This is a genomic window from Candidatus Zymogenaceae bacterium (assembly GCA_016931225.1).
Classification (GTDB): Bacteria; Desulfobacterota; Zymogenia; order Zymogenales; family Zymogenaceae; genus JAFGFE01.
Genome location: JAFGFE010000007.1, coordinates 13,183 through 33,656 on the forward strand (window position 1 = coordinate 13,183; position 20,474 = coordinate 33,656).

20 protein-coding genes are annotated in these 20,474 nt (G+C 59.0%); 4 read left to right on the forward strand and 16 right to left on the reverse strand.

The window, feature by feature from the left end; translation table 11 throughout:
• Positions 1-188: 188 nt before the first annotated feature.
• Entirely contained in the window at positions 189-1,796 is a 1,608-nt protein-coding gene (locus JW885_03055) for an MBL fold metallo-hydrolase (protein MBN1881128.1), read from the forward strand.
• A 39-nt stretch (positions 1,797-1,835) separates the two neighbouring features.
• Here JW885_03055 and JW885_03060 read toward each other — a convergent pair whose 3' ends face one another.
• The 7 genes from JW885_03060 to JW885_03090 form a co-directional block, all read right to left on the reverse strand.
• Entirely contained in the window at positions 1,836-2,447 is a 612-nt protein-coding gene (locus tag JW885_03060; GenBank protein MBN1881129.1) for an XTP/dITP diphosphatase, read from the reverse strand.
• Entirely contained in the window at positions 2,443-3,174 is a 732-nt protein-coding gene (gene rph, locus JW885_03065) for a ribonuclease PH (GenBank protein MBN1881130.1), read from the reverse strand. The genes JW885_03060 and rph overlap by 5 nt, the downstream gene beginning before the upstream one ends.
• 313 nt (positions 3,175-3,487) lie before the next feature.
• Positions 3,488-4,477 (reverse strand): ABC transporter ATP-binding protein, encoded by a 990-nt coding sequence (locus JW885_03070; GenBank protein ID MBN1881131.1) that lies wholly within the window; start codon positions 4,475-4,477, stop codon positions 3,488-3,490.
• The gene (locus tag JW885_03075; GenBank protein ID MBN1881132.1) at positions 4,474-5,433 is read right to left on the reverse strand and encodes an ABC transporter ATP-binding protein; all 960 of its coding nucleotides are present in this window, start codon (positions 5,431-5,433) and stop codon (positions 4,474-4,476) included. The genes JW885_03070 and JW885_03075 overlap by 4 nt, the downstream gene beginning before the upstream one ends.
• 11 nt (positions 5,434-5,444) lie before the next feature.
• Positions 5,445-6,317, reverse strand: a complete 873-nt coding sequence (locus tag JW885_03080) for an ABC transporter permease (protein MBN1881133.1) — start codon at positions 6,315-6,317, stop codon at positions 5,445-5,447.
• Between the two features lie 12 nt (positions 6,318-6,329).
• Positions 6,330-7,376 (reverse strand): ABC transporter permease, encoded by a 1,047-nt coding sequence (locus JW885_03085; GenBank protein MBN1881134.1) that lies wholly within the window; start codon positions 7,374-7,376, stop codon positions 6,330-6,332.
• A gap of 72 nt (positions 7,377-7,448) precedes the next feature.
• Positions 7,449-9,038, reverse strand: a complete 1,590-nt coding sequence (locus JW885_03090; GenBank protein ID MBN1881135.1) for a peptide ABC transporter substrate-binding protein — start codon at positions 9,036-9,038, stop codon at positions 7,449-7,451.
• A 304-nt stretch (positions 9,039-9,342) separates the two neighbouring features.
• On the opposite strand from JW885_03090, the gene JW885_03095 reads away from it, so the two are divergent.
• Positions 9,343-10,761: a CoA-binding protein gene (locus JW885_03095; protein MBN1881136.1), complete on the forward strand. Its 1,419-nt coding sequence runs from the start codon at positions 9,343-9,345 to the stop codon at positions 10,759-10,761.
• Positions 10,762-11,050: 289 nt separating this feature from the next.
• Here the strand turns inward: JW885_03095 and mdh are convergent, their stop codons facing one another.
• From mdh to JW885_03140, 9 genes are all read right to left on the reverse strand, one after another.
• On the reverse strand, positions 11,051-11,983 hold the full coding sequence (gene mdh, locus JW885_03100) for a malate dehydrogenase (GenBank protein ID MBN1881137.1): 933 nt from the start codon (positions 11,981-11,983) through the stop codon (positions 11,051-11,053).
• 11 nt (positions 11,984-11,994) lie between these two features.
• A complete protein-coding gene (gene icd, locus JW885_03105) occupies positions 11,995-13,233 on the reverse strand; it encodes an isocitrate dehydrogenase (NADP(+)) (protein MBN1881138.1) in 1,239 nt (412 codons plus the stop codon).
• A 159-nt stretch (positions 13,234-13,392) separates the two neighbouring features.
• Complete coding sequence (locus JW885_03110) at positions 13,393-13,902, reverse strand: 3-isopropylmalate dehydratase small subunit (protein ID MBN1881139.1); 510 nt, start codon at positions 13,900-13,902, stop codon at positions 13,393-13,395.
• A 22-nt stretch (positions 13,903-13,924) separates the two neighbouring features.
• Positions 13,925-14,794 (reverse strand): MCE family protein, encoded by an 870-nt coding sequence (locus JW885_03115; GenBank protein ID MBN1881140.1) that lies wholly within the window; start codon positions 14,792-14,794, stop codon positions 13,925-13,927.
• Positions 14,795-14,806: 12 nt separating this feature from the next.
• Positions 14,807-15,547 carry an ABC transporter ATP-binding protein gene (locus JW885_03120; protein ID MBN1881141.1) on the reverse strand — a complete coding sequence of 247 codons (741 nt, stop codon included), beginning with the start codon at positions 15,545-15,547 and terminating at the stop codon, positions 14,807-14,809.
• Between the two features lie 3 nt (positions 15,548-15,550).
• A complete protein-coding gene (locus tag JW885_03125; protein MBN1881142.1) occupies positions 15,551-16,336 on the reverse strand; it encodes an ABC transporter permease in 786 nt (261 codons plus the stop codon).
• Positions 16,337-16,339: 3 nt separating this feature from the next.
• Positions 16,340-16,966, reverse strand: coding sequence for a hypothetical protein (locus JW885_03130; protein ID MBN1881143.1), 627 nt, complete (start codon positions 16,964-16,966; stop codon positions 16,340-16,342).
• Positions 16,967-17,041: 75 nt separating this feature from the next.
• Positions 17,042-17,632, reverse strand: coding sequence for a PrsW family intramembrane metalloprotease (locus tag JW885_03135; GenBank protein ID MBN1881144.1), 591 nt, complete (start codon positions 17,630-17,632; stop codon positions 17,042-17,044).
• A gap of 89 nt (positions 17,633-17,721) precedes the next feature.
• Positions 17,722-18,504, reverse strand: a complete 783-nt coding sequence (locus JW885_03140; GenBank protein ID MBN1881145.1) for an MBL fold metallo-hydrolase — start codon at positions 18,502-18,504, stop codon at positions 17,722-17,724.
• Between the two features lie 101 nt (positions 18,505-18,605).
• Between JW885_03140 and JW885_03145 the strand changes: the two genes are divergently transcribed.
• Positions 18,606-19,535, forward strand: coding sequence for a PrsW family intramembrane metalloprotease (locus tag JW885_03145; protein MBN1881146.1), 930 nt, complete (start codon positions 18,606-18,608; stop codon positions 19,533-19,535).
• Positions 19,536-19,662: 127 nt separating this feature from the next.
• Positions 19,663-20,427, forward strand: a complete 765-nt coding sequence (locus tag JW885_03150) for an SUMF1/EgtB/PvdO family nonheme iron enzyme (GenBank protein MBN1881147.1) — start codon at positions 19,663-19,665, stop codon at positions 20,425-20,427.
• Positions 20,428-20,474 lie beyond the last annotated feature (47 nt).

Sequence of the window (20,474 nt, forward strand, 5' to 3'; positions counted from 1 at the left end):
ACACCGGGGAAACGCTCCCGGCGGTATAATATAGTAAAACCGCTAACGTATCTATGTATCACACGAATCTGAGAGGGTCAAGGCGAAAAGAGGGGACGGAAATACCTGTGGTTGTTCTTGCGCGGGAGTTTGTGCTCTGCTATGATGGTCTTTCAAACAAAAACGACTCACAAAAGGGAGATGTACCAGTGCGTATCACGTTTCTCGGAGGCGCCAGAACCGTCACCGGCTCGTCGTTTCTCATCAGCACCAATCATGGGAACCTCATGGTCGATTGCGGGATGTTCCAGGGAAGACGGGACCTCGTACGGCGTAATTACCTCGAGGCCATGTACGACCCCCGGGAGGTCGACGCCGTTGTCTTGACCCACGCCCATATCGACCACAGCGGCCTGATCCCGAAACTGGTTCGGGAGGGATTTCGGGGATCGATCTGGGCCACCAAGGCCACGGCCGATCTCTGCGAGCTGATGCTTCTGGATTCCGCCCATATCCAGGAGATGGAATCGGATTGGATGACCAAGAAGAACCTCAGAATGGGGGAAGAACCGGTTGCTCCCGTCTACACGGTCCAGGATGCGAAACGATGTCTGGGGTCGTTCTCCCGGGTCTACTATGACGAGGAATTCGAGCCGATTCCCGGATTCCGGGTGATCTTTCGGGACGCCGGGCACATCATCGGATCGGCCATTGTGGAGATGTGGGTGACCGAGGAAGAGACCGAGAAAAAGCTCGTCTTCTCCGGAGACCTGGGGGTGGTCGACCAGCCCATCATCAAAGACCCCAGCGTGGTCACGAGCGCCGACTATCTCTTCATTGAATCCACCTACGGCAACCGACTGCACCGAACCAAGGATGAAAGCAGGGACGAATTCAAGGAGGCGATCCTGGAAACCACCGTCCGGGGCGGGAAGGTCGTCATTCCATCCTTCGCGGTGGGCCGCACCCAGGAGATGCTTTACTACCTGGGGGAATTCGCCAGGGAAGGGGTGCTCCCGGACATCCCGATCTACGTCGACAGCCCCATGGCCACCTCGGCGACGCAGATCGTCAAGGAAAATCCCCAGTGCTTCGACGATGAAACCCATGCCCTCCTCACCGCCGGGGAAACGCCGCTTACGCCGCCGAACCTCATCTTTACCCGGAGCACCGAGGAGTCCATCGCCATCAACAGGAAACCGGGCCCCGCCATTGTCATCTCCGCCAGCGGCATGTGCACCGCGGGGCGCATCAAGCATCACCTGCGCCATAACCTGTGGCGGCCGGAGGCGTCGGTGATCTTCGTGGGCTACCAGGCCGAGGGGACCCTGGGGCGATTGATCGTCGGCGGCGCGGAGAGGGTGCGCATCCTCGGTGAAGACGTCCAGGTAAACGCGAAGATACACACCATCGGAGGATTTTCCGCCCATGCGGACAGAGACGGGCTGATCTCCTGGGCGTCCTACTTTCGGGGAAGCGCCCCCCATTGCTTTGTGATTCACGGGGAAGAGCGGGCATCGTTAGCGTTTCGAGACGCATTGGAGAGCGAGCTCAATTTCACGGCCCTTGTGCCCCGGTGGGGGGAGAGCGTCTCGATCGCCCCCGACGGGAAGGTGGAGTCTCTCTCCGTCACCGAGCCGGGAGAGCGGATCGCCCTGGAGGGAAGCAGGACGGAAAAGGACCTCTTCTTCATCCGGGACCGCATCGATCGGCTGCTGGAGGAGGGGGCATACACAGACAAGACCGCCTTCTACGAGCGGGTCCGCCAGATCAAGAAGCTCGTTCAGGACCTGGAGGGCTTTTCCGGGGTAGAATAACCGGGATGTCCCGTCACATCGCCCAGGACAGGGGGTATCTCACGTATTGTCGATGAATGTCACAAGCCTGGCGGCACACGCCTCAATGGCCCTGCGGCGATGGCTGATCCGGTTCTTCTGTTCATCCGTCATCTGGCCGTAGGTCTTGTTTAGGGGGAGATAAAAGAAGAGCGGGTCGTACCCGAAGCCGTTCGTCCCCAGCGGCGCGGCGGCGACGTATCCGTGACACTCACCTACGACCACCTCCTCTTTACCTTCCGGAGAGACGATCGCGACGGCCGCCCGGAAGGAGGCCCTCCTTTCGGCCTCGGGGACGTCCTTCATCATCTGAAGGAGCTTTTCGTTATTGGCGCGGTCATCCGCAGACACGCCCGCGAACCGGGCGGAGTAGATGCCCGGGGCGCCGCCCAGCGCGTCGACGACGATGCCGGAGTCGTCGGCGACGGAGATTTTGCCCGTATGTGCCGCCGCGGCCCTCGCCTTTATCAGGGCGTTCTCCGAAAAGGTCGCCCCGTCTTCAGGCACGTCGGGAAAGCCGGGAAAGTGAGACAGGTCGAGGAGGGTGATCCGGTCCGAAAGCCCCATCTGATCGAATATATCGGCGAAATCCCGGACCTTGCCCCTGTTTTTCGTGGCAAGCACCACCTCAATCTTCGACAATGATCCCCCCCAGCGCCTCCCGCTGCTTTTCGATGAGATTCTTGATGCCGGTCTCGGCGATGGAAAGCATCTCGTCAAAGGTCTTTCTATCGAACGGCGTCTCCTCGGCGGTACCCTGTACCTCCACAAAGAGGCCGGATCCCGTCATGACGAAGTTCATGTCCACCTCAGCCGATGAATCCTCTCCGTAATCGAGATCGAGGAGGATGCGACCGTTCACCACGCCGGCGCTGACGGCCGCCACGTAGTCTTTCAGGGGAAACCTGGAGATGATTCGCTCTTTCTTGAGGGTCATCAGGGCGTCGGCAAGGGCGACGAATCCGCCGGTGATGGCCGCCGTGCGGGTCCCGCCGTCGGCGCTGATCACATCGCAATCGACCCAGATGGTTCGCTCCCCCAGGGCCTTCATGTCCACCACAGCCCTGAGCGCCCGGCCGATGAGCCGCTGTATCTCCATGGTCCTGCCCCCGGCCCGCCCCTGGGTCACCTCCCGGGTCATTCGGCTGTCGGTGGAGCGGGGCAGCATCCCGTATTCGGCGGTCACCCATCCCTCACCGCTTCCCTTCAAAAACGGCGGCACTCGCTCCTCCACCGAAGCGGTGGTAATAACCCGGGTCTTGCCCATCTCGATCAGGGCGCTCCCCTCGGCGTGGGGGATGTAGTTTCTCTGGATGACAATGGGCCTGATGACGTGGGGCTGACGACCGTCGGCCCGCACACCCGTTCCGGAGGGGGCGGCGGGGCCGTGGGAATCGACTTTCAGAAACTTGTATTTCACGATTCAATCCGTTCCGTCGATAAATATGTATGATAAAAAAGATCGTGAAGCGTTGTCAAGGGTGAAAATCGGGGAATCCCGCTTTTTTTCCATCCCCCGCACCAATCCGTGGAATCGATGGATGAAAAAACGGGGGACGGACACGGTCCCCCGTTCATACACGGACCGGTGATCGAAGAACGATCGATTCCTGTTATCGAAACGGGACGCGGCCGCCCCGGGTGGATGGATTCCCCGGCGTTGTAAGGTTGCCCTATCGGATCAGCCGGCAGGCCGCCCGGTGCGTGGGCGAGATCTCCACCATGTCCGGGAGGATACTGCTGCACTGCTCATCCGCGATGGGACACCGGGTATGAAAACGGCATCCCGGGGGTGGATTCACCGCCGAGGGGATTTCGCCCCGGGGAATGGCGTGTTGTCTCCTCGCCGCCGGGTCCGGCACCGGCACAGCAGTTAGCAGCGCCTGGGTGTAGGGGTGTTTGGGATTTCCGAACACCTCGTTTATAGTACCGATCTCCACGATGACCCCGAGGTACATGATCGCAACCCGATCGCAGACATACTTGGCGGTGGCGAGATCGTGGGTGACGAAGAGATAGGTAAGGTTGTACTCCTCCTTGAGCTTGAGCATCAGCTCCAGGATCAGCGCCCGAACGGACACATCGGCCATGGCGATGGGCTCGTCGGCCACGACCAGTTTCGGATTCACCGCCAGCGCCCGGGCCAGCACCACCCGCTGTTTTTGCCCCCCGGAGAGGAGATGCGGGTATCGCCGGGCAATGTCGTGCACCGGGGTGAGGGCGACGCTCTCCATGACCTCGGCGATGCGCTCCCGGCGCTGCTTTTTGGTCCCAAAGTGCTGCACCGCCAGGCTGTGACCGATATTCTCCGCCACGGTCATCCGCGGATTGAGGGAGGCATGGGGATCCTGAAAGACCATCTGCATGTTGGGACGAAACCGCCTGAGTTTTCTCCCGGAAAGCCCGGTGATATCCAGGCCGTCGAACGTGATCGTTCCATCCGTGGCGTCCAACAGACGCATGATCATCCGCCCGGTGGTCGTCTTGCCGCAGCCGCTCTCGCCGCACAGGCCCATCACCTCGCCCTTTTGTATCCGAAACGAGACGTCATCCACCGCCCGGACGAAAAGCTTCTCCCGGGTGAGCAGTCCCTCGATAATACTCGTCGAAAGGGGGAAGTATTTTTTCAGATTCTGAACTTCCACCAGGTTCTTTTCGCTCATGCCGTCCCCTCCCCGTACAGGAAACACTCCACACGCCTGCCGTTGTTGGTGATGCCCCTCGGCTCTTTGATCCGACAGATATCCATCACTTCCGGACACCGGGGATGGAATGAGCAGCCGGTGGGGGGATCGATGAGGTTCGGCGGCGAGCCGGACATGGTAAAGAGTTTCGTCTGGTCGATCTTGATGTTCGGTATCGACGCCAACAGCCCCCGGGTGTAGGGGTGCAGGGGATTCTTGAAGAGGTTGAACACATCCCCCTCCTCGACGATGGTGCCGGCATACATCACCGCAACGCGATCAGCCAGCTCCGCGACGATACCCATATTGTGAGTGATCAGAAGAATCGTCAGGTTGAATTCCTCCTTCAGGTCGTTGAGGAGGTCCAGGAAATGCGCCTCGACGATGACGTCCAGGGAATTCGTCGGCTCGTCGGCGATGATAAGCCTCGGGTTGAGAATCAGCCCCAGGCCGATCATGATGCGCTGTCGCATGCCGCCGGAGAGCTGGTGGGGATATTCGTGGAGCCGGGAGCGGGAGATGCCCAAATGCTCCACGAGGGTCTCGATGCGCTTGAGAGCGAGGCTTTCACTCACCCCGTTTTCGTGGGAGGCGATGGTTTCCAGGAAATGGCGGTCGATACGAACGAGGGGATTGAGAGACGTCATGGGGTCCTGGAAGACCATCGCGATGCGGGATCCCCTGATTGCGCGCATCTCGCTTTCCTTTTTCGTCACCAGGTCCTCACCCTCGAAGACGATCTTCCCGCCGGCGATGCCGCCGGGAGGACGAACCAACCGGAGAATCGAAAGGCCAAGGGTCGATTTGCCGCAGCCGCTCTCGCCGACCAGTCCCACCACCTGCCCGGTGGGGAGGTCGAGGCTCGCCCGGTCGACGGCCTTCACGGTTCCATCGAACGTGGAATAATGTATGGACAGCTCTTTTAGAGAAAGAATCGGTTCGTTCACTAGTGCTCCTTCAGCCGCGGGTTGAGTATCTCGTTGAGGCCCTCGCCGATCATGGTGAACGACAGGGCTACCAGGGTAATCATCAGGCCGGGAAAGGTGACAATCCACCAGGTGCCCAGGGGCACAAAGACCTTCCCCTTGGAGAGGTCGATACCCCAGTCCGGCAGATCCGGCGGCAGGCCAAGCCCCAGATACGACAGGCCGGCCTCTGTGAGGATCGCGTCCGCCACGTTCAGGGAGAACACCACCGCCAGCGAGGCGATGACGTTTGGAAAAATGTACCGCACCATGATGGTAATCGCACGGGCGCCGATGGACCTCGCCGCCTCCACATAGATCTCCTCTTTGACGGAGAGAACCTGCCCCCGGACCATCCGAAAGTAGGTGGGGATGTAGATGACGGCGATGGCGAGAGAGATGTTGATGACGCCGGGCCCCAGCATGGCCGCCATGACGATGGCCAGGATCAGCCCCGGAAAGGAATAAATGGAGTCCATCACCAGGGCGAGTATCCGGTCCAGCTTGCCGCCGTAGTAGCCGGACACCAGCCCGATGGGAATCCCCACAAAAGCGGAAAAGAGCGCCGCGGTGATGGAGACCAGAAGGATCGTCCGGGAACCGTGGAGTATCCGGGAATAGACGTCGAATCCCAGGTTGTTGGTCCCCATGATGAAGTCTTTACCGGGGGGGGTAAAGGGATCGCCCACGCTGGCTAGGGGGTCGTAGGGCGCCAAAAACGGCGCGAAGACCGACATGAAGATGATCACCGAGAGAATGATCCCGCCCACGACGACAATATACCATTCGGCCCGGTGCTTTTTGCCCATCGTGATGAAGAAACGAAACGGTTTTCTGAGAATGTGAGTGAACATGGCCGCCTCCCCTCAATACCGGACCCGGGGGTCGATGAATGCGTAGATGATATCGACGACCAGAGATATGGACGCCACCAAGAGCGCGATGAAGATGATCGTACCCTGTATGGCCGGGAAATCCCGGTAGTTGACCGCCTCCACCAGATAGCTCCCCATGCCTGGCCAGGAAAAGGTGGTTTCGGTCAGTACGGCCCCGGCCATGAGATAGGCGAACTGCAACCCCATCATGGTCAGCACCGGGACGAAGGCGTTTTTGAGGGCGTGACGATAGACGACCTTTCTTCTCCTGACGCCCCGGGCGTCGGCGGAGAGGATATAGTCCTGCTTGAGGACATCGAGCATGTTGGCCCGTGTCAGGCGGACGAAAATCCCCGACAGGACAAGCCCCAGGGTCATGGCGGGAAGGGTGAGGTGAAACAGAGAGTTCACCACCTGCTTCCAGCTCCCGGTGATGATGCCGTCCAAAACGAAGAGCCCCGTGATCACCTCAGGAGATATTCGGGCACTGATACGCCCCGCGATGGGAAAGGCGAACCGCCCCCCGGTGATGTCGTTCAGCCACACCCCGAAAATGATCTGGAGCATCAGCCCCAGCCAGAAGATCGGTATGGAATATATTGCGATGCCGTATAATCGAATGGAATAATCCGCGACGGTCTTCCTTTTTTCGGCGGCGAATGCCCCCGAAAATATACCCACCCCGAAGGCGATAAAAAGCCCGAAAATCGTCAGCTCCAACGTTGCCGGAAAGTAGAGTTTGAGCTTTTCCCAGACCGGGACCTTGTAGTAGGTGGAGACTCCCAGGTCGCCGTGCAGGAGGTCGCTCAGGTAGTCGACATACTGGTTGTCCAGCCCGAAGCTGATGACGGGTTTGTCCAGACCCAGCTGGTGGCGCATCTCCTCGATCATCTCCGGGGTCCCCTTGGGTCCCAGCATGGCGATGACCGGATCTCCGGGCATCACCCGGACGATGAAGAATACAATCGTCAGCAGTATGAGGATCATCGGGATTGTGAGGAAAAGGCGCGTGATGATATATGCCAAGAGAGATCTCATGATGAAAACCTTGCGGGTTGGAAGAAAGGGGGAAGGCAGGACGCCTTCCCCCTGTGGATTCAATAGATGCAGCTATTCACGATAGACGGTCTTGTAGTTGAAAATCATGGTCGGGGCGACCTTGATGCCGGCGATATCCGGCTGGGTCACCAGGAAGAGTTTGCCCTGGAAAATCGGGGCGGTCGGCACTTCCAGCGCCCAGTAATCCTGAGCGTCCTCGTACAAAGCGACCCTGTCTTTTTCCTTGGGGGCCACCTGAGCGCCCAGGAGGTACTCGTCCATGACCGGATCCTGATAGAAGATGCCCATGCTGTCAGACGCCGTGGACAGGGCGAAGGGGGATGTATAATCATCCGGGTCGATGTAGTCCGGATACCATCCCAACAGGAAGGCGCCCATGTTCCCGATGTCGAAGTTGTCGACATAGGTTCCCCACTCGGCGCTCTTGAGTTCCACCTTCATCACGCCTGTGGCCTCCAGACCCTGCTTCAGGATAAGGGCCATGTCGGATTCGGTGTCACCGTAATGGGTGGGAGTGTACCACAGCTCGAAGGAGAAGGGATTTTCCTCGTTGTATCCCAATTCCGCCAGGAGCTCCTTGGCCTTCTCGACGTTGTACTCGCCCCAGGTCTCCTTGAAGGAATCCTTGTGACCCCACATGCCAATGGGCACCATGGAATAGAGCGGCTCGACGGTATTGAGGAAAATCTTTTCGGCGACGGATGTCCGATCCAGAGCGCACGCCACCGCTTCCCGGAGGATCTTGTCGCTGAAGGGATCGCCGTTGCAGACAAAGCAGAGGTAGCGAATGTAGGCGCCCGCGGCCTCAACCACCTTCAGCTCCGGATTCTGCTTGAGATCCGCGATGTCGGTGGGATTGAGGGACTTCCACGCGATATCGATTTCGCCCTTTTCGACGGCGAGCCGCATGGTGGTGGCGTCCTTGTAGTATTTCATGATGATCTTGTCGTTCTTGGCCGGTTCGCCGTAGTAGTCAGGATTTTTCACCAAGACCAGCTCCACCTCCCGCACGAAGCTCTCTACCTTGTAGGGTCCGATGGCAACCAGCTCGGAGGGATCGGTGACCACCTCGTCGGCCGGATAGATATTGGGGCTCACGGGAAAATAGGGAACGGACGCGACCAGAGCCGGAAAATATGCGAAGGTGCCTTTCAGTATGAACTTGACGGTATATTCGTCGACCACTTCCACGCTCTCGACGAAGTCATCCACCAGCCAGGAGGGATCTCCCTTGGTGGTGATGACCCTGTCGATGGAGTACTTCACCGCTTCGGCGTTGAAGGGCGTGCCGTCGGAAAAGGTCAGGCCCTCGCGAAGCTTGAAGGTATACTCTGTGCCGTCATCGGAGACTTCGGGCCACTCTGCGGCGAGTCCCGGAACCAGCTCGGTGGTGCCGGGTTCGTAGGTCAAAAGTCCAGATGCGATGTTCTGAAAAATCTCCCAGGTGTAGAAGTCATAGGCTTCACCCGGGTCCAAGTCGGTCACCTTGTCGGTGGTACCGATGATGATAACCGACTCCTCCATCGGCTCATCGGGCCCATCAACAGGAGCCGGCTTCTCGCAGCCTGCCAACAGGGCGCCGAAGAGGGCCAGCCCAAGGATCAGGGCGAGAATCGTACATTTTGAAGAAATGCGTTTCATAAAGCCTCCTTGTAGTATTGAGTTCCCCTGCAATACCGCCGCATGTAAAAACTCACGCCTGCGACGATTGCCACGGAAAATCCCAGAATGCTCTTTGATGATTGAGTATATTGAGTTTTAACCCTTTTTGTCAATAAAATTTTATACTTATTACACACAACAGACGACAATTACATGGTTCCCACGTGTTTTGTTAAAATTTTTCGCTTCTCCCCATCAGATTATCCTTGACACACACAAGCCCTCGACAGTTTAATGGTATGATACTCTGTTTTTCTTTCATATCTGTTCTTCGAGCGGAAATATGAGCACACAGGATTTCTGGGACGCGGTCTTCACACCGAAAACAGCGGCGGTTGTCGGGAAAACCGGCTCCATGAAGGGCGGCTATATGTTCGTCAGCGCCCTGAGGACGTTCGGGTTCACCGGAACGCTCTATGTGGTCTCCACCGACAATGAGGGAGGCCTGGGATACGACACCTATGACCGCATTGATGATCTGCCGAACGGCATCGACTATGCGATACTTGCGGTGCCGGCGATCCAGGTGCCCGACGCCGTCCGGGGGCTGGCGGCGAAAGGGGTGCGGATCGTCCATGTTTTTTCCTCCGGCTTTTCGGACCTGGAGAATGCTGAAGGTAAAAAAAGAACCGATGCCCTCATGACCGCCGCCCGTGAGACAGGCGTCCGGATCATCGGCCCCAACTGCCTGGGCGTGTTCTCCCCCACATCACGGCTCACCTATCCCCCCGGCGTGTTCCCACAGGAAAAGGGGCGTATCGGATTCGTCTCCCAGAGCGGCGGGAGCGCCCAGTCCCTGGCATGGTCCGGGAAGCACCACAAGATGTTTGTCAGCAAGGCGGTGAGCCTCGGCAACTCCGTCGACCTCTCCGTTGAGGACTTTCTGGCCTATCTCATCGACGATGACGAAACGGAGATCATCGCCCTGTACCTGGAGGGGACGGCGAACGGACGGCGCTTGGCCGAGCTTTTATCCCGGGCGTCGAAGAAGAAACCGGTGGTGGTGCTGAAGGTGGGGCTGACCGAGGCCGGGGAACGGGCGGTGAGCTCGCACACCGGCATCATGGCGGGATCCGGCCACCTGTGGGAGGCGGCGCTCTCCCAGAGCGGGTCGGTGACGGTGGCGACCTTCGACGAGCTGACGGAGACCCTCTCGGCCCTGGACAAGCTCACCGGAAGGCCGAAGACCGTCCCCCCGGGCATCCGGGTCGCTCTGATCAACCGGGGCGGCGGTGAGGGGGTGATCGCCGCGGATGTGCTGCCGCGCATGGGGATTCACGTCCCGTCGTACACGGATAAGACCGTCAAGAGGATCGCCGATCTCATCCCGGACGCAGGAACCGGATTCAAGAACCCGCTGGACTTCTCGGCGGTGGGGGGATATCCGGGGATATTCGAGAAGATGCTCGACATCATCGACGAGGACGAGGCCACCGACGCGATCATATACCAGCATCACATCGAGTTCGCCCACCTCTTTCGCGAAGGATACAACCGCTACCTGATGGAGGCGATCGCCGACTTCAACGACCGGTCGAGAAAGGCGCTGTACGTGGTGCTGCCGCTCTACTATTCCGGTGAGGAGTGGCTCGAGTCATTTATGTACCTGACCGGGCGGGGGGTGCCGGTATCGCCCGCCATCATCCCCGCCGCTCACGTGGTGGCGAACGTCTCCGCCTGTCTCAATCGTAACAGGGACTAAGGGGAGGCATGAGGGAAGAAAGATCGTAAGAGAGGGAAGGGGGGCGGGCGAGGCGGCGCTGTTCTTTCATATACTTCGTATCATAACGAAATCGGGGCGGGTGAGCGTGAAACGCCACACGCCCCAATGTATGTATCCTCAAAAGGTAAGGGGCGCTTTCCACGCCCCTGTTTCCTGTTTATATTCATGTCGCCGTCACACTTCCGGGCCGCCCCGGGAAACCGCTCCCCCATATCTCTTCAGAATAAGAAAACAAGAATATTCCGGCGGCTTCCCCTCCTTCGGGGTATCATCGAATAAGGTCGATCTGCTTTCTGACCTCCTCGGCGGAGGCGACGAGCATCGCCCGCTCCTCGCGGGAGAGGTCGATTTCTATGATCTCCTCCAGCCCCCGGCCGGACAGCTTCACCGGCACCCCCAGGTAGATATCCTCGATGCCGTATTCACCTTGGAGACAGGCCGACGCCCCCATGACCCGCTTTTGGTCTTTGAGGTAGGCTTCGGCCATCATCACCGCCGACGCCGCCGGAGAGACATAGGCGCTGCCGTCCCCCAACAGCCCCACGATCTCACCACCGGCCTTCCGGGTCCGCTCCACCAGCCGGTCTATGGTGCTTTTCTCCATCAGACTGGAAATCGGCACGCCGGAGACCGAGGCGCACCGGACGAGCGGCACCATGCCGTCCCCGTGTCCTCCCAGAACCAGGGCATGTACGTCTTTCACCGAGACATCGAGCTCCATCGCGATGAAGGCCCGGAACCGGGCGCTGTCCAGGGCGCCGGCCATGCCGACGATCCGCCGTCGATCGAACCCAGTGGTCTCCTTCACCAGCCACGCCATCACATCCAGGGGGTTGGTCACCACGATGACGAAGGCGTCGAGTGCGTACTTCTTTATATCTTCCGCCACGGAGCCGACGATTTTGGCATTGACGTTCAGAAGATCGTCCCGGCTCATTCCGGGCTTTCGGGCGGAGCCGGCGGTGATGATCACCACGTCCGCCCCGGAAAGAGACGCGGCGCTCCCGCCGCCGGTGACAGACACGTCGAAGCCTCCCACCGGGGATCCCTCCAGGATATCCAACGCCTTGCCCTTCGGCATATCCTCCATGATATCGATGAGGACGACGTCCCCCAATTCCTTTGTGGCGGAAAACAACGCGCAGGATTCCCCCACGTGCCCGGCCCCCACCACCGCTATCTTATTCCGTTTGGGCATCATCTCCTCCCCGGTTACTTATCCATGTTTTCCACGATGGCGTTCGCAAATCCGGAGCAGGAGACCTTCACGGCCCCCTCCATCTGCCGCTCCAGGTCATAGGTCACCCGCTTTTCGGCCACGGCCCCTTCGATGCCCCGCCGTATCAGGTCCGCGGCTTCGGTCCATCCCATGTGATCGAGCATCATGGCCGCCGAGAGAATCAGGGAGCTGGGGTTGACCTTGTCCTGGCCGGTGTATTTCGGCGCCGTGCCGTGGGTGGCCTCGAAGAGCGCCGCCTCGTCGCCGATGTTGGCGCCCGGAGCCATCCCCAGGCCGCCGATCTGGGCCGCCAGGGCGTCGGAGAGGTAATCTCCGTTGAGGTTTGGGGTGGCGATGATGGAGTACTCCGCCGGGCGCAGCAGGACCTGCTGGAACATGGCATCGGCGATACGGTCCTTGATCAATACCTTTCCCTTGGGGACATCACCCGAAAGCTCCGATTCCTGAATCGTCACATCACCGAACTCTTCTTTTGCCAGCTCAAATCCCCACTCCTTGAAGGCCCCCTCGGTGAACTTCATGATGTTTCCCTTGTGCACCAGGGTAACGGAATCCCGACCGTGGGCCAGGGCGTAGCGAATCGCCCGGCGGACCAGGTTTTTTGTGCGGCTTGTGCTGATGGGCTTGATGCCGATTCCCGCATCCTGCGGAATGGTAACATTGAACTCCGTATCCAGAAGATCGATCATTTTTTTCGCATCAACGCTCCCCCTCTCCCACTCGATGCCGGAATAGACGTCCTCCATGTTCTCCCGAAAGATCACCATGTCCACCAACTCGGGGCGCTTGACCGGGGAGGGGACTCCGGGGATGTATTTCACCGGCCGCACACAGGCGTAGAGATCCAACACATGGCGAAGGGTCACGTTGAGACTCCTGATGCCCCCACCCACCGGCGTGGTCAGGGGACCCTTGATGGCCACCCGGTATTCCCGGATGGCGTCGAATGTTTCCTTCGGCAGCCATTCACCGAGGTCCTCTTTCGCCTTCTCGCCCGCGGGCACCTCAAACCAGACGATTGTCCGCTTTTGGTCATACGCCAGTCTCACCGCCGCGTCCACCACAATCTCTGTGGCGTTCCAGATATCCGGGCCGATGCCGTCGCCCCGGATGAAGGGGATGATCGGATTATCGGGGACGACGAGGGCGCCGTCTTTTTGTATGGTGATTTTTCCCCCGCCTGAGGGAGGTGCATAGTCGTGTGCGCTCATATAATCTCTTTCTCCTTTTGTGCTGCTGATTGAGAGATGTGTGTTTGAGACTGCGTGCGGCCCTGAATCGACCGGGAACGCCGTGATGGGGCCCGCGCCGCTTTCGGCCCTTTCAGGGTCCCGCTCGGTCGGCCCGGGGTCCGGTCCCGTCCCGGGATTTCACCCCACAGACAGGTCCCCGTGCTTTTTCACATGATCCACCAGCCCCCCATCACTGAGGATTTTCTGCATCGAGGCGGGAAGCGGCGGAAAGGTGCGCTCGAATCCCCGGGTGACGTCCGTAAGAACCCCCCGCTCGAGGTCGATCTCGAGGGCGTCCCCCTCCTCTATGCCGTCGGTATCGAGCATGATGACCGGAAGTCCCACGTTGATGGCGTTTCTGAAAAATATCCGGGCGAACGATTTGGCGATCACCGCCCCTACCCCCGCCATCCTGATAATCCGGGGGGCGTGCTCCCGGGACGAGCCGAGGCCGAAGTTTCCGCCCGCCACCACGAAATCCCCGGGGGCCACGGCCCCGGCGAAGTCGCTCCGTGCATCCTCCAGCACGTGTTTCGCCAGCTCCGGCAGGTTGGAGCGGAGGTGGAAATACCGCCCCGGGGCGATGTGATCGGTGGAGATGTCGTCTCCGAACAGAAAGGCCTTCCCCTGTAATGGTGTGCTGCTCATGGTTTTTTCGCTGACTCCTTTTTTACTCTTCGTTTTCCTCGATCTCCGTCTCCTCCAGGGCCTCCTCCCCCTTTTTCGTGGTGATGTTCACCACCGCCTTCAGCGCCTTGCTCCGTTTCGCCCCACCCAGGATGATCTTCAAATCTTCATAGGCCGACGGATCGTTGACCAGGGCGCCCAGGGTTCCCTCACCCTCGTCTATCTTGGTGAGGATACTGTCCAGACGGGAGAGAGACGAATCCAGGCTGCTCAGGGATTCCTCGGTGGTGCTCTTTCCGCCGTAGATCAGGGCGTGGAGCGTCCCCTCGCCCTCCCGGACCTCGGAGACGATCTCATCGATGTTCGTAAGGATCGACGCCACGTTTTCCCCCGACTCCTCCTCCTTCATGAACACCAGAAGGGAGTCCAGGGATTCGGTGATGCTCTCGATGTTTTTCACGATCTTATCGCCCCGGTCCAGAAACGCGTACATCTCAATCGGGTCCGTCGATTCAATATAGTCGCCGTCGCCCAAAACCGACTCGTGGGAGCTGCCCATGGTGATGGAGATGTATTTATCCCCCAGAACGCCCATCGTCTTGATGCTGGCCACGCTGTCTTTCCGAATGCGCTCCTGGACCCGGGAATCGAGGCGCAGCTCCACCCCCAGCATCTTCGCGTCGATGTCCGACAGAAACCATATCCTCGATACGGTGCCAACATCCACACCCGACAGCCTCACCGGCGCCCCCTCCCTGAGGCCCGCGACGTCGGTGAAGTTTGCATACAGGTCGTACTGGGACTGAAAAAGCTGCTCCTGGCCGCCGATGGAGAATATCATCACAAACGCCAGCACGATGCCGATGAAGATAAATATCCCCACCCGTATTTCCTGAAAGGTCTTCTTCGCCATGAAATCCTCCTGTTACAACTCCCCGATATTTCCCTGTATGAAATCCTGCACCAGCGGGTTGTCCGACGCGTTCATCTCATCGATGGTTCCCACCGCAGCGATTTGTCCCCGGTAGAGCATCGCCATCCGGTTGGACACCATGAACGCCGAATCCATATCGTGGGTGACCACGATGGACGTGACCGATAAGAGCTTCTGCAGCTCGATAATCAGATTGTTGATTCGCTTCGCGTTCGTGGGATCGAGGCCGGTGGTCGGCTCGTCGTAGAGGATGATATCCGGGTCGTAGGCGATGGCCCGGGCCAGCCCCACCCTCTTTTTCATCCCGCCGGAGAGGTCCGCGGGCATCATCTGTTCGATATCCGGCAGTCCCACCATCTCAAGGCACCGGGCCACCTTTTCGGCGATCTGTTCATCCTCGAGGTCCGTATGCTGGCGAAGGCCGTATGCCACGTTCTCGCCCACGGTGATGGAGTCGAAAAGGGCCGCGCCTTGAAAGAGCATCCCGACGCTTTTCCTGACTTCCACCAGCTCCTTTTCCGCAAGGGGAACGATATTTGTCCCGTCTATTGTGATGGAACCCTCGTCCGGCTTGATGAGACCCAAGAGCATCTTGAGCATGACGCTTTTACCGGTGCCGCTGCCGCCGATGATGGTAATCGTCTCGCCCTTTTTAATGTCAAGGGACAATCCCTTATATATCACGTTATCGTCAAAGGCCTTTACTATGTTCTTATATGATATATAGGCCATTGCTTACGCCTGAAAGAGAATCATAAATATCTTCGTCAGAAAGAGGTCCGCCACCAGTATCGACAGGCAGATGTTCACCACCGATTCTGTGGTGGCTTTTCCCACGCCCACCGTCCCGCCGCGGGTATTGAATCCCTTGTAACACCCCACGATGCCGATGATGATGCCGAAAAAGGCGGATTTCCCCAGCCCCCCCAGAAAATCACTGATCTCGAGGATGTCGTTGACCTGGCGCAGATAGAATACCGGAGTCACGTCCAGCTCCAGCATGCTCACCACCATGCCGGAGATGATCCCCACTTCAATTGCGAATACCGTGAGGATCGGGAGCACGATGGCGCATGCCAGGATTTTCGGCGTCACCAGCTCGCGGATCGGGTCCGCCCCCAGGGAGCGGATGGCGTCCACCTGCTCGGTCACCTGCATGGAGCCCACCTCCGCTGTTATTCCTGCGCCCACGCGCCCTCCCACAAGAAGACCCGTGAGCACCGGGCCCAGCTCCCTGACGAGAGATACGGCAAGCACGTTCGCGGCGAAGGACTCCGCACCGAACCGCTCCAGCGAAAAGGCCATCTGCAGGGCCATGACGGCGCCTGTAAAGAGGGCCGTGATCGTGGCCACGAGGATCGACTGAATTCCGGTGTATTCGATCTGGGCGATGACGACATGCGGCCGAAACGGCGGGGTCACCAGAGCGGCGCACGCCCGAAAGAACATGCGGGATGTCCCATCTATATAGGTGATGCTCATCAGCGCCCAGTGTCCGAGCCTTTCAAAAAACGCCCGCATGTGTCACCTTCCATCGAGAAACATGAAACCGTCAACCACCGCCTCGAAAACCGACCGGCTCTCCTCGGCATACCGGGGGGGGCTCCACAACACCAGATCATACACATATCCCCCATATCGGGACACAGAGGCGAAGAACACCAGGGGCGTCTCCTCGAAGGTGCCGCGAAGCCTGATGAACACCGCCGGGACTCCACCCGACTCTCCCGCCAGTGTGGCGGATGTGAGGGATTCGATGACCTTGTCCTCCACGTAAAAAAAGAGGTGACGGGCGATATACTCCAGGGTCGGCGGCTCGTCCATGTGGGCGTATCGGTCCTTCGAGGCGCGAATCATCATGGAAACGCCGGTTCCCCGGTCGGTCAGCGTGAGAATCGTATCCGACGCCGAAACCCGCTCGAAATCATCCTCGGGAATCGTCAGAGTAAAGCGGTATCGTTCGGAGGTGAAGGTCCCCCCATCGGTCACGATCATGGTCGTCACGGCGCAGCCGACACACAAGAGGAACGACAGGAGGAAGACGAAGCCCCCCCTCACCCTTCGGCGACGGCTGTTCCGCCCCGATTCTTCGTGCGAGGCGGTCTTGACGTTCGGTATCACGTTGTCACCATCTTTCGTATGATCGGACATAGCATATAACATATTATCGGTATAAATACAACCAGCCGGACTATAAGACCCGAATATACCGGTATCTGTTCCCGGTCAGCCCGCCTGTATCAGTAATATGCCGTCGAAAATACCGTGAAAGAGCATCGCCGCCCCGAGTCCCGCGAGGGTGATGCACACACGCCCCTCCCGCCTTTTTGCGCCCACCCCCAGGGCGTAGCCGATGGCGGCCCCGCATATTCCGTGCACCGGAACGGAGAGAAACGCCCGGAAGAGCCCCGCGGTGAATCCAAGCTCCATGACGAACAGGATATTCTCGGCCGTGGCGAATCCCATCGCCGCCGCCACGCCGTACATCACCCCGTCCCGGGATGTCGAGATACTGTTCGGCCGCCTGAGGTCGGGCACCAAGGCCAGGAACCGGGAAAGCTCCTCGGTGGGCGCCACCACACAGAAGGCGATCGCCAGCGCCCGGGGGATCGTTCCGGCCACGATGTTCTGAATATGCGGCACCGCGATCCCCTCGATGAGGGCGGCCGGCACAACCACCGCACATCCCAAAAGAAACGTCAATAGAATCGGCAGAGTCGCTTCCCGCCTCCCGGCGCTTAAAACATGATACACGAACCAGAGGATGAAAAAACCGGGCGCCGTGGAGACGACAAACAGCTCGACAAACAAGGCCACTTCCCACGCCTTTTACTACATAAAACCGTATTATTATAACAGGTTTTATTTGGTCTGCAATAAACGAGTCGATTTTCGGGAATCGATCCTCAGTGGACCAGGGCGACCATGTCCGTTCCGATCTCGACGGTCACGAGGTCCCTGGCAACGATGAGAGAGCCGGAAAAGCGCGACGCCACCACGGCATCCAGATTCACCGACTCTACCGGGGGATAAAAGTGGGTCAGAATGAGCGTTCCGACGCCGGATCGCTCCGCCAGCTCGGCGGCCTCGAGGGGAGTCAGGTGTCCGGGAACCTTCATGTCGTCCGGGAAGGAGCACTCCAGAATCAGGGCGTCGGCCTCGGACGCAAGAGAGATAAGGTCTTCGGACCAGTCGGTATCGCCGGAATAGACCAGCGACGCCCCGTCCGCCTCCAGACGAAAGGCCAGGCTCTCCGGATTATGAGACACCGAAGAAAAGCCGACGGTCACATCACCGATCCGATACTCCTCTCCGGGTAAAGCTTCAATCAGCTCCAGTGCGTATTGCTCCGGGACGATCCATCCGTCGTACGCGGTCTTGAGATTCTCATAAAACGCATTAAGTCCCACACCGCCGATCACCGTCAGGTCGTGCTCCCGGATGGATCCCATCGCGTATTTCGACGCAAAGAGATAGGGCACGAGCCCGGCGGAGTGATCCGGGTGAAAGTGAGACATCAGCACCGCATCGATATCCCGAACGCCCACGCCGACCTCGGTGATTCTTCTGAGCGGGTCCGTACCCATGTCTAAAAGAATCGTGGCGTCTCGTGTTTCTACCAGGTAGGAGGGAGATGATCGCGCGGGAGACGGGACGATGGTGCCGGAGCCGAGGATAACGAGCTTCATACACGCATTGTATGGCGTTATGGGCGCAAGTACAATAAAAAACTTGTGTAACAGCGGAAAAAAAGCTATGGTGAATCCACATCCGGCTCACAGAACGGAGAATGAAACACGTGTACCTGCCTCTTCTGGTTCTGGCGGTGGCCCCCGGCTTCTTCATCCTGTGGTATATATACATACAGGATCGATACGAGCCGGAACCGAAAAAGCTCATCTTCAAGGTGTTCCTGTGGGGGGCTGCTTCAACCGTCCCGGCCATCATCGTCGAGTTACTCTTGGAAAAGGCGCTGCCCGTTTCCGGAACCGCAACTCTCCTGGGGGCCTTCGTGGAGGCGTTCATCATCGTCGCTCCCATCGAGGAGCTCTGCAAGATGTCCGCCACGTATGTTTCCACATATCGCTCCCATGAATTCAACGAAGTGATGGACGGCATCGTCTACGGTGTTGCGGCGGCCATCGGATTCGCCACGATAGAGAACATCTTCTATGTCTTGAGCATGGGGGCGGGCGTGGGCGTTTTACGGGCGCTTTTCGCCGTGCCCGGCCACGCCATGTGGGGGGCGATCATCGGCTTTTATCTAGGAATGAAGAAAATGCATCCCGAAGCCTCCCACCGATACATTCTGGCCGGATTCATCGTCGCCGTCCTCTTTCACGGCGTATATGACTTCGTCCTGTTCACCGCGTCTCCCCTGGGATTCCTGATCGTTCCAATCATCATCTGGCTCTACTTCGTCTACAAGAAAAGACTTCGTTCGGCCCAGAAATCATCCCCCTTCCGGAACGGGCGGGACACATCCCGGTACGAGAACATACCGGATCGCTATTCTCCCCGGGGGATCATGAAAGTGTCGGCGGCGTTTGTCCTCTTCCTTGCGGCGGTGATGATCGCCGTGGGCGCCGTGACGTACCTCAAAGACGGAGGCGTCTGGCAGGCCCGATATACCGTGCTCTTTCTCTCCACGACGGTCGTCCCGGTTGTGGTCGGCGTCATACTGGCATGGTCGGCGAAAAAGGACACCCTTTCCGCCTGACGAAAGAGACCCTCCACGTCGGGAGAGGCATGCGAAGACCGCCGGAAGAATCCCGGCATGTTGCGTACATATATAATATGGTTGCAACTGTAATTACGACACACCTCATTCAGGGAGAAGACAATTCATGAAGTTTTTTCGATACATTCCTGTGCTTTTGATCGTCATCATCTGCATTCCGATAGCGGCCGCGGCCGACGACATGGTTTTGGTGCCGGTGGAGGATCTCGCGGTTATCGTCGATGATCCCGGCGACATCCCCGCTCCCTTCTTCATCGATCGGTATGAGGTTACCAACGCCGAGTTCGCCGCATTCCTTCGGGATGTCGCGCCGAATACCGAGGAGCCATGGCGCACGTGGATAAACGGAGAGGACCCGAACTTTAAAATCGACGTCGAATCCGAATCCTTCGACGTAATGGTGGGATTCGATACCTTCCCTGTGGTGACGGTGACGCTCGAGGGCGCCGCCCGGTACGCCGAGTGGGCGGGAAAAAGCCTTCCCACAAATGCACAGTGGGATGCGGCGGCGATACTCGGCGACTCCCTCACCTCCTGGCTGGAGGCGAATTCCGAAGGGTCCACCGAATCCCCTTGTGACCCGGAGGAGCCCGGCCCCGTGCCTGTGGGAAGCTACTCCCCGGATGATCTGGGCCTTTTCGACATGATCGGCAACGTGTGGGAGTGGACGACGGACGAGTACGAAACCGAATATCTCTCCTTCATGCCGACCCTGGGCCTCTCCCCCGCCGCCGGACCCTCGCTGTCTGTGGTCAGGGGGGGCGGCTTTCTGCTTGATCCCGGTGACATTACCGAATACCCCGCGGCGGCGGCCAGTCCCACGTCCCGATTCGGGAATATCGGCTTTCGCTGCGTTCGGGAGACGGACTGATCCTCCACGCCCGGGCGATGCCTACATATCCGGGGTGATCCCGCCGT

What these genes read in the sequence shown, in the direction of transcription:
- JW885_03070 (MBN1881131.1), bottom strand. Translation starts at nt 4,477, where the DNA reads ATGAGCGAAAAGAACCTGGTGGAAGTTCAGAATCTGAAAAAATACTTC.
- JW885_03080 (MBN1881133.1), bottom strand. Translation starts at nt 6,317, where the DNA reads ATGTTCACTCACATTCTCAGAAAACCGTTTCGTTTCTTCATCACGATG.
- JW885_03085 (MBN1881134.1), bottom strand. Translation starts at nt 7,376, where the DNA reads ATGAGATCTCTCTTGGCATATATCATCACGCGCCTTTTCCTCACAATC.
- JW885_03090 (MBN1881135.1), bottom strand. Translation starts at nt 9,038, where the DNA reads ATGAAACGCATTTCTTCAAAATGTACGATTCTCGCCCTGATCCTTGGG.
- JW885_03095 (MBN1881136.1), top strand. Translation starts at nt 9,343, where the DNA reads ATGAGCACACAGGATTTCTGGGACGCGGTCTTCACACCGAAAACAGCG.
- mdh (MBN1881137.1), bottom strand. Translation starts at nt 11,983, where the DNA reads ATGATGCCCAAACGGAATAAGATAGCGGTGGTGGGGGCCGGGCACGTG.
- icd (MBN1881138.1), bottom strand. Translation starts at nt 13,233, where the DNA reads ATGAGCGCACACGACTATGCACCTCCCTCAGGCGGGGGAAAAATCACC.
- JW885_03110 (MBN1881139.1), bottom strand. Translation starts at nt 13,902, where the DNA reads ATGAGCAGCACACCATTACAGGGGAAGGCCTTTCTGTTCGGAGACGAC.
- JW885_03115 (MBN1881140.1), bottom strand. Translation starts at nt 14,794, where the DNA reads ATGGCGAAGAAGACCTTTCAGGAAATACGGGTGGGGATATTTATCTTC.
- JW885_03120 (MBN1881141.1), bottom strand. Translation starts at nt 15,547, where the DNA reads ATGGCCTATATATCATATAAGAACATAGTAAAGGCCTTTGACGATAAC.
- JW885_03125 (MBN1881142.1), bottom strand. Translation starts at nt 16,336, where the DNA reads ATGCGGGCGTTTTTTGAAAGGCTCGGACACTGGGCGCTGATGAGCATC.
- JW885_03130 (MBN1881143.1), bottom strand. Translation starts at nt 16,966, where the DNA reads ATGTCCGATCATACGAAAGATGGTGACAACGTGATACCGAACGTCAAG.
- JW885_03140 (MBN1881145.1), bottom strand. Translation starts at nt 18,504, where the DNA reads ATGAAGCTCGTTATCCTCGGCTCCGGCACCATCGTCCCGTCTCCCGCG.
- JW885_03145 (MBN1881146.1), top strand. Translation starts at nt 18,606, where the DNA reads ATGAAACACGTGTACCTGCCTCTTCTGGTTCTGGCGGTGGCCCCCGGC.
- JW885_03150 (MBN1881147.1), top strand. Translation starts at nt 19,663, where the DNA reads ATGAAGTTTTTTCGATACATTCCTGTGCTTTTGATCGTCATCATCTGC.